Consider the following 12,985-nt stretch of genomic DNA (forward strand, 5'->3'; position numbering starts at 1 on the left):
CAAGAAATTTAGCCCAGACAAAGATTTGGTTCGATCTAATGGGAATTACGGATAAAACAAACAGCACTTCAACTTAGGTGCCCGTTCACCTTCCCCTCCCTCATTCGTAACGTCTTCCCATCCCTGACCGTGCAACAAGAAATCGACACCACCACTCCTGATCCCCTCCCAACCGAAATACCCCCGCAGAAGCTTTTCACCGCAAAAGCGATCGGAGTCGGGGCATTCATCGGTGGACCGCTGGCCGCTACCATCTTGCTTGGGCGAAACTTCCACACGTTAGGGCTTAAACACAGACGCAACAGAACCCTGCTCCTCGGACTCGGCTTAACCCTGTCTTACTTTTGGCTGCTTTTCGCAATCCCAGACAGCATCCTAGATTCTATCCCCAGTGCTGTATTCGGAGCCCTAACGGCGATCATCGCCTATAATCTAACCGAGAAGTTCCAAGGGCGAATCCTTCGTGACCACTTCGCCAAGCAAGGACTCAAGGGCTCAGGCTGGGCAGTAGCCGGCTGGTCTGTTTTGTCGCTCATCCTTACCCTTGGCATCGCGATGCTCTACGTGCCGACAGTGCCTGCTTTCGATTTCGAAGAGGAAGTCTACACGGAAGGGCTGCTCGGAAACGAAATCTACTACAGCGATGATATCGATACTGTCACCTTAAAGGAACTGGGAGACTACCTGATCGAGATTGAGTATTTCGATTCCGAATACTGGACGCCGATTCAATTGATCCGCCGCCCCAACGGCTACGACCTCACCGTACCGTACTTACGCACCGAATGGGAATACGAAGAGACAGCGGAGCTATTCCAGGAATTTGCAGCCGGAATCGAAACGCACGTCTTAAACGAGCCTGTATCCATAACCCTGATCGACGCGGACTTTTCAGAGATCTACAGAAAACGTCTGCAATAAGCTTCTTTCGAAAAAGCCGACCAGAACAACAGGTCCCCTCGGAAAAACAGTGAACACAGCCCCAGCAGATCCTGTAGAACAGTCAACAGAAGCAGAACCGATCGATCCAAGCTACCAATACTCCGGTTTTTGGCGCCGCGTATTGGCCTATTCGATCGACGCAATACTTCTCGGCGCCATCGGACTCGCCCTTGGTTTTACCTTCTACGACTACTTTTTATCCATCGGCCAAGCGGGCCGTCTTTTGGGTCTAGTCATCTATCTAGGATACTTCGCTACTCTAAACTCGCAGATAGGAAACGGACAGACGCTCGGCAAACGTATGCTTAGTATCCAAGTCCTCAACCAAGAGGGCAACACTCTCAACCTGCAAACCGCGCTCATAAGACAATCGATTATCGCAGCCCCGATCTTCCTCAATGGACTCACCCTCCCCTCGGGCAAATACCTCCTAGCTGCGACAGTGCTACTAGGCGTAATCGTATTTGGAGTTGGCGGAGTGATCGGCTACTTCCTGCTCTTCAACACCAGGACACGCCGTTCCCTGCACGACTTCATCTGCGGAAGCCATGTCGTGAAGCTGGAAAAGGACAAAACCAGTATTGACGTTCCTCCCCTCTGGAAAGGGCACTTAGCGATTTTGGCAGCGATCACCCTTAGCGTCGCCACAGGCGGTGTTTTCTTAGGCGATTGGGCAAAGAACAATTTCGACCTGACGCAAATAACCGCGCTCTACAACAAGCTGAGTGAACAGGAGCACATCCGCCAAGCCGGAGTACACCTGACCAACCACTACAGTTTCGGCAGCGACAAACAGGATCCTGTCACCGTACTGCAATTGGTAGCCTCGCCTCCGCACTCAATCCCGTCTCCAAGCAAATACGCCTTGGAAGTCGTTGCTGTAGCATTGAAGGATGAGACCATTCTTCCCGACTCCGATGTCATCGCCCTATCCATTTTAACCGGTTTCGACCTCGGAATCGCAAAACAGCATACCACCCGATCCGTTTCCGACTCTCCAGCGAACTGGAAGGCCGCCATCGAATACTACGAAACCGAAGGACAAGTTCCAAACACCCAATTCTCCAGCACCACCAATATCAGATTCTGAAACACAACAGTCCAGGGCTTCGATAGCAGCCCACCCAGAGCCCTAAACATTGGCTCTGGTCTAACGTTCCAAGAAGCTAGGCATGAAACCAATCCAACTCTACCGCCTTTTCTTAGTCATTCCCCTTGTCGCGTCTTGCTTGCACGCCAACACACGAAAAGCGCACCTTTTAATCGACCTCGAAGAAGCAACCTCGACTAGAATAGAAGAGCTCTACTCAGATTCGATCGTACGTACCGCTGACCGTATCTGGAATATCAATACCGGCGAAATGATCGCAGGCCCGACCAGCAGAGAAGACTTCGGAGAATTTCTCGACTTCGACCTAAGCTCGAAGCGGAGTCTCTACCGAAAAGCTGAACCGCACCCCGACGCTGTTAGGCAGCTCACAGTCTTCCAAGTCCGCAATCAACAGGGCGAAGTGATCTTCGAAAAAAAGGAATGGATCTCGCACCAACCAAAGGCGTTTTTAGTGGATGGCGGGAAATACCTGCTAAGCCGTAGCAATGACGCCAAGAGCTTCGATTTAATGCTCGAACTCCATTCTGTGGATACTGGAGAGCTGATCTGGCAACGTAAGCCTGAGGGTTCCCCGAGATGGAGGCTCTCCCAAGACTCCTCGATGTGCCTCGAACTTGGCTCCGACAACAATCAAAACCGCTTCCAAACCGCCATCGCTTTCGACGTAATCACCCAAGAGGAACTTTCAAATGTAGACGTAGCCAGTCTCGAGCTGAGAAAAGAGTCGATCTACCTCAGCAGGTTCGAGAGCTCGCTCGCCGTACTGTCCGGAAACGGGGGAACGCTCATAGCCAATTCAGCAAGCCGAAACCTCTCGATCATTTACGGATTCGCCGCTGCAAGCCTCCGTTTCGAGCAAAGTCCGAAATACGATGCAGAAGCTCGCTACGTCGTTCTACACGCCGGGTCTCAAACCTTCGGCGGCGTGACCTGGGCCGTTTACAACGCCCGAAACGGAGAACAAATCGGAACAAGCTTAGACTATCAGGTAGAAAGCTCGCTCCTGCAGCAGGGCAGCGCTCCCACCCCATCCCCGGACGGGCAGCTGCTCTATAAAGTTAGCGCCCCTGGCCAAATCGAAGTTTGGAATCTCACCGAGAAGACCTTGGAGAAAACGCTCTCATACACCAACATCCCCTTCAATGCTCTCGTTCCTTCGCCCGACAATCGTCATCTTCTCGCCCTAGCCCTCAGCGGAATCAATGACGACTTCATGGTTTTGCTCGACTCGGAAACCAACCTCCCAGTCTACAGCAAAATCGTAAACGACCCGGAGCTCAATCTCTCGAGCGGGGAATTCGGTTACGTAAGAGGCTTCACGCGGACCTTAATGCTGCCGCCAGGCGGCCAACGCTTCTTTTTCCAGACCTCAATCAAACCTGAAGCCTTCAACTACCTGACAGGCGAGCCCGTCGTGTTTGCGACTGAATTCAACGGCAAGGCTCTGAGTTCACGATACGTTGAGCCGGAATCCGCCTGGGTCACAGTGTACAGTTCCGGAAGAGTCAGGATTGAAAAAGAAAACGAAACGACTTGGATCCAACTTCCCAATACACACCTAGTAGAACATGCAGCCATCGACCCGGGATCAGGAAGCATCGCCATCCAGCGCGATTCGAGTTTCCTCATAACGCACCCTTTTGACGATCGAGAGGATCAGCAAATCACCGGCCTCAGCCTAGGAATCCACCCAATCAGCCTACATGGCGGAGGCAAGTGGCTAGCGGGAGACTACAAAGGTATCTACGATTTGGAGACAGAATCGAAACTCAGCTTACCCTTCAATCTCTATGCGATCTACGCGATCGACTACGCTCAGAAATTGCTAGCGATCAAAGATCCAAACTCGCCTGCAGTCGCAGTTTACGACCTCTCGGAAGAGCCAAGCGAGAAATTCAAAACAGACGTCCGATTTCACGAAATCTACGATCTACGTTTCTCGGAAAACGGCAATAAGCTACACATCCTGGCCCGCCCTGAGTTCGCAGGCTGGTACAGTCAAAGCCTTTACACCGCGGATTCAGGTTCCGGACAAATCCAATCAGAGTTCGACGTAAGCGACCCCGAGGAGCGTACCTACAACTTCCTGCTCCCCCATTCAAACGGCACGGATATCTTCCTCTCCGACTGGGATACCACATTCTCTTCATTCGACCTGAACGCCGCCGAACGATCACTACCGGCCTATCCAAGTTCCACCCATGGCGTTACCTTTATCGACTGGGCTCCGACCGGCCCCGACGGCACCCTACGGTATATCGATTCCCAAGGTATCCTCTACCATTTCAAAGCAGGGACCGCGACTCCCGCCGATACCACCTTCACTCAAAATCCAGACGGCTCGCTCGATGTCTCCTACTTAGAAAAACCCGGCCACGAATACTGGAACGAAATCTCCTGGAACCTGAAGGATTGGATTGCCAGCAAAGATCCCGAGGCCATGAGCCAGTGGCTTGACAGTTACGGGCGCGGGTTCTTCCGCGTCTACGAAGCGACGACCGACAATTAACTAATACCATACGCAGCCCTGCTGCCTAGCCTTCTTCGCTCGACTCAGCGTCTTCTTCGCTTGCCAGCTCTTTCAGCACATGGGAGGCGGCAAAAAAGCCGAACGTACCGGTGAGGTGAGTGGCCGCCCCGTACCCGCTTGCGCAGTCGAGACGTACGCTTGTCTGCCCAGAGCCTCCGTCTTCCACGTCACAGACTTCCGGATACATCGGCTCTTCTGGAGAAAAAACGCAGTCGATGTGGAACTTACGACGCTTCTGGCGAGAAAAGCCATGCTGTTGGCGTAGCTGTTTCCGTACCCTTTTGAGAAGCTGGTCGTTAATCGAACGGGCTAAATCGCAAATCTGAATCTGCGTCGGATCGATTCGTCCTCCCGCCCCTCCGACCGTCAGGATGGGCGTGCCCCGCTGATGACAGGCAGCGATCAGAGAAACCTTATGAGTGGTGCTATCGATGGCATCTACCACATAGTCGAAATTCGGGGCGAGGATCTCCTCCACGTTCTTTCCTGTCAGAAAAGTGTGCACCGTCGAGATTTCGCACTCAGGATTGATCGCCCGACAACGCTCCGCCATGGTCTCGATCTTGGAAGCTCCAATGAGCCCGTCCAACGCATGAATCTGGCGGTTGATATTACTTTCGCAGATATCGTCCAAATCGATCAGCGTCAGCTTGCCGATCCCGCTGCGGGCCAAAGCTTCGACCACCCAGGACCCGACTCCGCCGATTCCGACTACGCAGACATGGGAAGCGCGAAAACGCTCAAGAGCCGTCGCTCCATAGAGCCGACCAATGCCGCCAAACCGAAAGTCAAAATTTGCCTGAGAATCCGCCATATTCGCAAAAGAAGCAGTCCTATACGGCGAATCTTCCCCCCGCTGGCAAGCGGTTTTGCAGCCTCCCCCCTCGGGGCCATGTCTTTGAACGAGCTCTTTACCTTGACCGCTAGGCAGCTTTGCCTCTGCATCCTGCCCTTTGCTCAAGGCATGAAAATCACCGACCTGAATAGAGATGGCGGTATCGGCTCCAACAGCCTGCTCGTCGAACTCGGCGGCTACACCTTCGTAGTCGACGCGGGCTTGCACCCGAAACTGACCGGCAACGCTGCGGTACCCAATTTCGACTTCATCGGTGATCGGGAGATCGATTTCGTGATCGTCACTCACTGCCACCTCGACCACATCGGCTCGCTTCCCGTGCTTCTCAAACAGCACCCGAAGGCACGCGTTTTCATGAGCTTGCCCAGCCAAATGCTCGTCGAACGCATGCTGCACAACTCCTGCAACGTGATGAAGCGACAAAAAGAGGAGAAGCGCATTCCTGAGTATCCACTTTTTACGCACGACGATATCGACGGAATTTCCGGTCGTTTCGAGCCCCTAAAATACAAGGATCCCCTTCGGCTGGAGCTGCATGGCGAGATGCTCACCATCACGCTCTACCAAGCTGGCCACGTCGCTGGCGCAGGCGGATTCCAAATCGAACACGGGAGCAAAACCTACTTCTTCACCGGCGACGTCCTTTTCGACGACCAACGCGTCCTCAACGGAGCACGTTTCCCAAAGGCAAAAAAGTTCGACGCCATGGTCATCGAAACCACGCGTGGCGAAACCGAACGCCCCGAAGGGAAAACCCGAGAGAGCGAGGTCAAGCGACTCCTCAAGCAAGTCGGCCAGACGATCCGCGAAGGAGGTTCGGTGCTGATCCCCGTCTTCGCCCTCGGGCGCATGCAAGAACTGCTTTCGCTTCTCAACGACGCACGCAAAGACGGGCGCCTCCCCCGTTGTCCAGTCTACGGAGCCGGTCTCGGCCTAGATATCGCTGACTACTTTGACCAGATTACGAAGCGGACTCAGCTGATTAACTACACGCGCCGCGTCACCAAAGAGCTGCGCCTCAAACGTCCTCCCCGCAAGCTCACCCCTGGCAAGGAACCAGGCGAACCTGGCGTATTCGTTCTTAGCAGCGGCATGCTAGTGGAGCGTACCCCCAGCTACATGGTGGCCTCCACCCTGCTCGCGAGTACCAAAAACGCGATCTGCTTCGTCGGCTACTGCGATCCAGATACCCCAGGCGGCAAGCTACTCGAAACGCGCCCCGGACAAACCTACCTTTTCGACGTACTCGACTACCAATGTCCGGTGCTGGCCAAAGTCGACCGATTCGAGCTCAGCGGTCACGCAGATCGGGACGAAATCCTCAACTTCGCCCTCGCAGCTGAGCCGAAGAGCATTGTCCTCACCCACGGCGACCCCGGCGCCCGCGAGTGGTTCGCCCAACAGCTTGAAGCGGCAGACCACCCCGTCCGTGTCATTGATCCAGAGCCTCTCGAAACAATCGAGATCCTCTAAACGGGAGAAGAAAACTTCCACCAAACCAAGGCTTCGCTATCTAATCCGCCTTGGTAAAGGCGTGAGTCATAGCAACCGCAGCCGCATCCGACTCGTCGAGCTGCAGCATCGCCCCATGACCCAGGAGCGTACGAATCGTTTTAGCGACCTGCTCCTTACTCGCACGCCCATGCCCCACTACCGCTTGCTTCACTCGCAGTGGAGGATACTCAAAGACGTCTTTGCCCCGCATCGCGGCCGCGGCGATGGCAGCTCCACGAGCTGCCCCGAGAATTTGAGCCGTCTGAAAATTTTGCACGTAGATGGTCTGCTCGAGAGCAACCACATCGATCTCATACGTATCCAAAATCTGGAGAACACGTTCGCAAATATTCCCGAGACATTGAGGCATGGAAATCTTAGGCTTTTGCTTGAGCGTCTCGCTTCGCAAGAGAATCTGACGGCCGCCACTAGCAAATTCCACAACAGCCAAGCCCGTTCCTCGCAAACTCGGGTCGATACCCAAAATCGTTCCGACATACTTCTTGCGAGCAAGAGACACAGGTATGTTCGCGCTCGAGGCCACTGGCTTCCCTGAGACCTTATCCTTCCAAAGTTGTCTGACGCTTTTTCGAGGCATTGCTTAAAACGAGAGGTAGAGCATGTAGGCGACTGCCGCCACCGTCAGCCAAAAAGCAATGCGTTCGAACCAAGCCTGGCTTATCTTCTTGGCAAAGAAGTACCCCAGCAAACTTCCGACGAGCACAAATGGCAGCAGCTTCAAGTTCGCCTCCAAGCTCCCCCAGTTCACCAACCCCTGCTCCTGGAGAAACGGAACCTTAAAGATATTGAGGAAAGTGAAGAAATAGACGCTCGTCCCCATGAACGCCATCTTGGGCAATCGCATCGAAAGCAAAAACAGGATCATGATCGGTCCCGCCGCATTGGCCAATGTGGATACGAACGCAGCGATCACACCGATCGTCGCCGCCGCGCCATAGCTATGCGGCAAAGCAGCGCTGACCAATGTCGGGTACTTCTGACGAAAGATATGCAGCGCCAACATCGTGGCGAGAACGATACTGATCACCATGCGAGCCTGATTCGCCTGCATCGCGCCCAGCGTCAGCCAGCCTACAATCACTCCCACGACCGCCCACGGAACCAATCGGAAAATGTGCTTCCACTCCGCGTGCTTCCGGTAGATGAGCAACGCGCAAAGATCACCCACCACGAGGAGAGGCAGCCCAAAGCCAACCGCCTCCTTGGCGTCCAAAAGTATTTGGAAAATCGCGACATTAAGTATGCCCAGCCCTGGCACGCCACTCTTGCTCAATCCAATGATCAAAGCAGCGAGCGCAAACATCGCCCAACGCCATAACTCGAAATCCATCTTCGAGCAAGGAGACGGATCAACGCCGAAAGGCAACCGCAAAGAGCCCCAAGCAAGGGCATCATTCCGCTCGCCAAGCCGGCCATCTGGCCTACGAATGTACAAATGCAACGCCTTCAATGGGGAATCATCGCTACCGGACGCATTGCCGGAGCATTCGCGCGCGGTCTCAAAACTTCCAATACCGGAGAGCTCGCAGCGGTCTCCAGTCGCGACTTGAAATCAGCCCAAGGTTTTGCGGCAAACCATGGCGCCAACCGTGCCTACGGCAGCCACTCCGAGCTCCTAGCCGATCCAGAGATAGATGCCGTCTACATCGCCACTCCGCACCCGTTTCACGCGGCACTGGCGATCGAGGCAGCGGCAGCCGGAAAACACATTCTCTGCGAGAAGCCGCTGGCCATGAACATGGCTGAAGTGACGGAAGTCCTAGCCGCCACGGAAAAACATAAAGTCACCCTCGTAGAAGCATACATGTACCGCTGCCATCCCCAGACGATCAAGGCCGTGGACCTAATCCGCAACGGAGCCATCGGCCAAGTCGGTCTGGTGCAAGCGAACTTCGGCTTCCATGCACCCTACAATCCAGAGGGCCGGCTCTTCTCGAAAAAGCTGGGCGGAGGCGCCATTCTCGATGTCGGCGGCTATCCGGCCTCATTCGCTTGTATGGTGGCTGACGCGATAGGCGAAGCATCAAGCGTCTCGGTCGATACCCATGGCTGCCTCGGCACAGTCGATCCCCAAAGCGGTTCTGACACCTTGGCGATCTGCAACCTAGCCTTCGAAAACGGCCTCGCCGCGCAGTTGTCCGTCAGCACCCAACTCAGCCAGCAAAATCAGGTACGCATCTACGGTAGCAAAGGCTGGATCGAGATTCAGACGCCTTGGATCGTGAGCCCGGATGGCGGGGATTGGCAATTCACTCTACAACGCGAGGGTATGGACAAACCGGAAATCGTCCGAGGATCAGAGCCGCGTGGACTCTACGGAATCGAAGCCGATTGCTTCGCCGACTTACTAACCGGTAACCACTCAAACTCTCCATGTATGTCTAGATCCGATACACTTCGAGTGAATCAAATCCTAGAAAACTGGCAAAAGGAGATTTTTGGATAACGCGGGTATTTGACGGACGCCTCGGCTATTTTCCGCCAGAGCGAAACTCCTCAAGCGAGAGCTTCTTCTTTTTCTTATTCGGAGACTCTACTTCCTGAGGAACGTAGCCTTCGGGACTCCCCTTCAGCCAGCTTCCCGCATAGTAGACAACTCCGTTGTCCGTATAGGTTTCAAATTCCGTCAAACGGTATCCGTCACTCGCATACGATGAATGCGTGTTATAGAATTCATCTGGCAACAAATCGTAGGAGTACTTGCTTTCTTGCCACTCCTTACGCTTTACCCACTGCCCCCCAAAAACGAACTTCCCTTCGAAGACATAACCTTCGATGTCCTGCAGACGAAATCCTGCTTCATCTAGGCCAGTAGCGATCTCGTTGATACGTTTCTTTTCGATACCGCGGTAGAACCGGACTTCTTGATCTTCCTCCTTCTTGATCCAAATGCCAGCATGACGGTATTTGCCGTTCGATTCGTACGCCTCGAAATCGACCAGACGATACCCGCGGTCCGCCATCTCGCCGTAGCGATTGGAGAAATCCAGGCTTTCCAGCCCGAAATAGAACTCGGACTCCTTCCCTTCAGCCGCTTTCGCCCAGATGCCTGAAAAGTGCAATGTCGCCCCGTTGCGATCCACCTCGAACTCAACGAGCGAGTACCCATTTCCCGTGTGCTTCTCGTGCACCTTCACAAACTCGGAAATCGGCTGCGACATCGTGATTTGCCAGCCTTCTCCAGAGGACATCCGATTCCAGATCGTAGACACAGCCACAGAGCGACCGCTTCGATAGGTTTCGATATCTACAATCCGGTAGCCTTCCGAATTCAGGCTCTTGAACGCCTCCGCGAATTTGCCGCGGTCGAGCCCTGATTTAAACTGAGACTCCACTTCGTAGTCGGAGTAGTCGGAGGCTAGAAGTGAACAGGCGGCAAGGGCTCCCGCCGAAACTGCAGCCGCCTTCAAAAGTGGGCCAAAACGAAAGAAACCGGTTTTTTGGTCGTGCGATGTCATATGGAGATCCTCCGAGAGTTCACTAAGAGTACCGTAATAGGATCGGACCAAGGGGTGCTATCTGTAGAGAGGATAGCCCTCAAATTCCACTAGGCGCCACTCCCCTTTTCTTGCAGGGAAAGCTGTAGGAAAGCGCCGACTCGACTAGGCGTTTCGCGCCTGATGCCAGGCTACGACATCGCGATAGGCCACGTCTCCGCCAAAGATATCCAACGCGCTTCCAATCGTCAGATCAATCCGACCAGCCCCCAAGGCCTCTACACGATCCAGATCTCCCATCGATCGGGCTCCTCCTGCGTAGGTTACCGGAATTTCGCAATTCTCCCCGAGGAGTCGCACGAGATCTTCCTCGATTCCATTCATGCGGCCTTCCACGTCGACGCCGTGCACCAGGAATTCACAGCAATGCTTTCCAAGTTCTGCGATCGTCCCGGCATCGACCTTCGTTTCCGTGAAATTTTGCCAACGATCGGTTACCACCCAATACGCTCCATCTCGAGCTCGGCAGCTGAGATCCAGCACGAGCCGATCCCGGCCGGTTTCGGATTTGAGAGCTTCCAAGCGTTCGTAATCGATTCGACCGTTCCGAAAAACGTAGGAGGTCACGATCACCTGCGAAGCACCCGCATTGAGAAATTCCGCCGCATTCTCCGCCGTGACTCCTCCCCCGTACTGCAATCCGCCCGGATAAGCGGAAAGCGCAGACAAAGCAGCTTCCTTGTTTCCTGGGCCTAAGGCGATCACATGCCCGCCTGTCAGAGCATCCGACTCGTACATGCGGGCAAAATCAGCCGGCGCCATTTGCGACTCGAAATTGGTCTCGAGGCTCGAGTCCGACGAGTCGCTTAGCGTACCGCCCACGATTTGGACGACTTTTCCATTCTTTAGATCGATGCAGGGGCGGAAGCGCATGGTGAGACTCAGATGCAGAGGCTAGATACAGATGCAAGGCTTCTCGAACGGAGCGGTCGCCTGAGCCCCCAAAGAATCCAACTCTTTCTCCACCCGATCGCGCACCTCCTCCAGATCATCCTCCGTGGCCTTGCGCGGCACCTCGATGAATTCGCCTACCGATACCATCACTCGTGCAAACGGCTTCGGGAAAAACATGCGGTCCCAAGAGCGTATCCGCCAGCAATCGCTCGCCCAAAAAGAAATAGGCAGGATCGGCCGTCCTGTCATTTTCGCGAGTCCCGCGACTCCAACCTTGGCCTTATAGACAGGTCCTTTCGAGCCATCCGGCAAAATGATCACTGAACGCTTGTCCTTAACCAGAGCCCGATAAAGCCCGTGCAAGCCAGCCGCCCCCTTTCGCGAAGACGAGCCGCGTACCACCTTGGCTCCCGCATACTTTCCCACGATCGCGCCCAGTTCCCCATCCTTCGAAACGCTCGTCATCAAGGTCAGACGGAACTTGTTGCGGAGCAGAAAGCGATAGAGGTAGGTCGAAAAGGTGAACAAGCGATTATGCCAGGCCGTGATGATAACCGACTCCCCTCGCTCGACAAGTTTAAGCAAGCCCTCTGTCTCTCCCACGATCCGATATCGGTAGGTAAAGCTAAGGAATTTGATCAGCTCTAGCATAAGCCAAGAGGTGATACGGGTCTTGCGGGAAACGTTTTGCTGGGAATCGTCGGCGGACATTGAAATGAAACTGCTACACTTCCATGCGAGCAGCCACGACCGTCAAGGTCCTTTTCGAGGCCATACGACCTTCGAGATCCCAGCAGAATCAGCGATCCTCCAGATCGTTGGACGAGATCATCTTCCGCACCTTAGTCACGTAAGTCCAACGCTCCTGCGAATAGCGGGACAATCCTCCCGCCAAATCATACCCCGTAGGCTCGACACCCTTTTCACGGTGAGCAGAGCGAATATCGCGTAGAGCCGTGTAGTTCGAATTGGTATTCAGATTTCGCAAGTACGCGAGAAACGACTCGCTGGGCGACGCATAAGCCGTGACCTCGTAGGTCTTACCGGCAGGACGACGCTGGGGCACGATACCGCAACCTGGCTCGTAGCACCACATGCCAAAAAGGTTGTTGCCAAGCCGCGCGAAACGGGAAGTCCCCCAGCCACTCTCGATGGCGGCCTGAGCAAGAGCAAGCGAGGCCGGAATCGTATCCACCCGAGCCAACAGCTCTTCGAACTCGCGGCTATTCGCCTCTTCAACCGGATCGAGCTTGTAGGCCTCGCGCAGAGCGTTGAAGTCCTCGAGACGTCCAGCGCTGAGACGATCGTTTCGCTCGAAATAGCTCTGCAGCTTCAAAGCCTCTGCCCGTTCCTCGAGGATATCCTCGTTCGCCTTCGCCACGAAAGGCTCGAGAAACTCGAAGAACGCTTGCTTGCGCTCACCAACGTTTTCGATCGCCGCAAAATTCGGCAGCGATACTTCCTCTAGACGGTCGTCATCAATGATCGTCTCCACGACGTTCAAAACCGAATACACGGCGATCACCAGCAAACTCAACGCCGCTGCGGCGAACATCCACGTTTGATAATCCCCCTTGCGGCCTAAAGACACGCCACGCAGGAGCGAAAGGTTTGGTATACGTTTCGGACTCATTTTCCCA

General features: G+C 54.5%; 12 protein-coding genes. 5 read left to right on the forward strand and 7 right to left on the reverse strand.

Translation table 11 applies throughout. From position 1 onward, the window contains the following. The first annotated feature begins 129 nt into the window (after positions 1-129). The 3 genes from JIN87_RS09490 to JIN87_RS09500 all read left to right on the forward strand — a co-directional run bounded on the left by JIN87_RS09490 (position 130) and on the right by JIN87_RS09500 (position 4,562). Entirely contained in the window at positions 130-921 is a 792-nt protein-coding gene (locus JIN87_RS09490; protein WP_200355318.1) for a hypothetical protein, read from the forward strand. A gap of 49 nt (positions 922-970) precedes the next feature. After that, a complete protein-coding gene (locus JIN87_RS09495; protein WP_200355319.1) occupies positions 971-2,032 on the forward strand; it encodes an RDD family protein in 1,062 nt (353 codons plus the stop codon). Between the two features lie 82 nt (positions 2,033-2,114). After that, positions 2,115-4,562, forward strand: a complete 2,448-nt coding sequence (locus JIN87_RS09500) for a hypothetical protein (protein ID WP_200355320.1) — start codon at positions 2,115-2,117, stop codon at positions 4,560-4,562. Between the two features lie 25 nt (positions 4,563-4,587). On the opposite strand, the gene tcdA is transcribed toward JIN87_RS09500, so the two are convergent. Next, on the reverse strand, positions 4,588-5,397 hold the full coding sequence (tcdA, locus tag JIN87_RS09505; RefSeq protein ID WP_200355321.1) for a tRNA cyclic N6-threonylcarbamoyladenosine(37) synthase TcdA: 810 nt from the start codon (positions 5,395-5,397) through the stop codon (positions 4,588-4,590). A 78-nt stretch (positions 5,398-5,475) separates the two neighbouring features. Between tcdA and JIN87_RS09510 the strand changes: the two genes are divergently transcribed. Continuing rightward, positions 5,476-6,912 carry an MBL fold metallo-hydrolase gene (locus JIN87_RS09510; protein ID WP_200355322.1) on the forward strand — a complete coding sequence of 479 codons (1,437 nt, stop codon included), beginning with the start codon at positions 5,476-5,478 and terminating at the stop codon, positions 6,910-6,912. 40 nt (positions 6,913-6,952) lie between these two features. On the opposite strand, the gene ruvC is transcribed toward JIN87_RS09510, so the two are convergent. Next, entirely contained in the window at positions 6,953-7,531 is a 579-nt protein-coding gene (ruvC, locus tag JIN87_RS09515) for a crossover junction endodeoxyribonuclease RuvC (protein ID WP_200355323.1), read from the reverse strand. Positions 7,532-7,534: 3 nt separating this feature from the next. Further along, positions 7,535-8,284, reverse strand: a complete 750-nt coding sequence (locus JIN87_RS09520) for a sulfite exporter TauE/SafE family protein (RefSeq protein WP_200355324.1) — start codon at positions 8,282-8,284, stop codon at positions 7,535-7,537. 105 nt (positions 8,285-8,389) lie between these two features. Here JIN87_RS09520 and JIN87_RS09525 point away from each other — a divergent pair, with 105 nt between their 5' ends. Further along, positions 8,390-9,400, forward strand: a complete 1,011-nt coding sequence (locus JIN87_RS09525; protein ID WP_200355325.1) for a Gfo/Idh/MocA family protein — start codon at positions 8,390-8,392, stop codon at positions 9,398-9,400. A gap of 25 nt (positions 9,401-9,425) precedes the next feature. Here JIN87_RS09525 and JIN87_RS09530 read toward each other — a convergent pair whose 3' ends face one another. The 4 genes from JIN87_RS09530 to JIN87_RS09545 form a co-directional block, all read right to left on the reverse strand. Beyond that, positions 9,426-10,412 (reverse strand): hypothetical protein, encoded by a 987-nt coding sequence (locus JIN87_RS09530; protein ID WP_200355326.1) that lies wholly within the window; start codon positions 10,410-10,412, stop codon positions 9,426-9,428. 144 nt (positions 10,413-10,556) lie between these two features. After that, positions 10,557-11,324: a phosphoribosylformimino-5-aminoimidazole carboxamide ribotide isomerase gene (hisA, locus tag JIN87_RS09535; RefSeq protein ID WP_200355327.1), complete on the reverse strand. Its 768-nt coding sequence runs from the start codon at positions 11,322-11,324 to the stop codon at positions 10,557-10,559. 21 nt (positions 11,325-11,345) lie between these two features. After that, positions 11,346-12,056, reverse strand: a complete 711-nt coding sequence (locus JIN87_RS09540; RefSeq protein ID WP_200355328.1) for a lysophospholipid acyltransferase family protein — start codon at positions 12,054-12,056, stop codon at positions 11,346-11,348. A gap of 88 nt (positions 12,057-12,144) precedes the next feature. Then, positions 12,145-12,978: a glucosaminidase domain-containing protein gene (locus JIN87_RS09545; RefSeq protein ID WP_200355329.1), complete on the reverse strand. Its 834-nt coding sequence runs from the start codon at positions 12,976-12,978 to the stop codon at positions 12,145-12,147. Positions 12,979-12,985 lie beyond the last annotated feature (7 nt).

The organism is Pelagicoccus mobilis (genome assembly GCF_016595505.1).
GTDB classification, from domain to species: Bacteria; Verrucomicrobiota; Verrucomicrobiia; order Opitutales; family Opitutaceae; genus Pelagicoccus; species Pelagicoccus mobilis.

Excerpts from the sequence above, each read along its gene's own strand:
- JIN87_RS09500 (WP_200355320.1), top strand. The coding sequence starts at position 2,115 with ATGAAACCAATCCAACTCTACCGCCTTTTCTTAGTCATTCCCCTTGTC.
- tcdA (WP_200355321.1), bottom strand. The coding sequence starts at position 5,397 with ATGGCGGATTCTCAGGCAAATTTTGACTTTCGGTTTGGCGGCATTGGT.
- JIN87_RS09510 (WP_200355322.1), top strand. The coding sequence starts at position 5,476 with ATGTCTTTGAACGAGCTCTTTACCTTGACCGCTAGGCAGCTTTGCCTC.
- ruvC (WP_200355323.1), bottom strand. The coding sequence starts at position 7,531 with ATGCCTCGAAAAAGCGTCAGACAACTTTGGAAGGATAAGGTCTCAGGG.
- JIN87_RS09520 (WP_200355324.1), bottom strand. The coding sequence starts at position 8,284 with ATGGATTTCGAGTTATGGCGTTGGGCGATGTTTGCGCTCGCTGCTTTG.
- JIN87_RS09525 (WP_200355325.1), top strand. The coding sequence starts at position 8,390 with ATGCAACGCCTTCAATGGGGAATCATCGCTACCGGACGCATTGCCGGA.
- JIN87_RS09530 (WP_200355326.1), bottom strand. The coding sequence starts at position 10,412 with ATGACATCGCACGACCAAAAAACCGGTTTCTTTCGTTTTGGCCCACTT.
- hisA (WP_200355327.1), bottom strand. The coding sequence starts at position 11,324 with ATGCGCTTCCGCCCCTGCATCGATCTAAAGAATGGAAAAGTCGTCCAA.
- JIN87_RS09540 (WP_200355328.1), bottom strand. The coding sequence starts at position 12,056 with ATGTCCGCCGACGATTCCCAGCAAAACGTTTCCCGCAAGACCCGTATC.
- JIN87_RS09545 (WP_200355329.1), bottom strand. The coding sequence starts at position 12,978 with ATGAGTCCGAAACGTATACCAAACCTTTCGCTCCTGCGTGGCGTGTCT.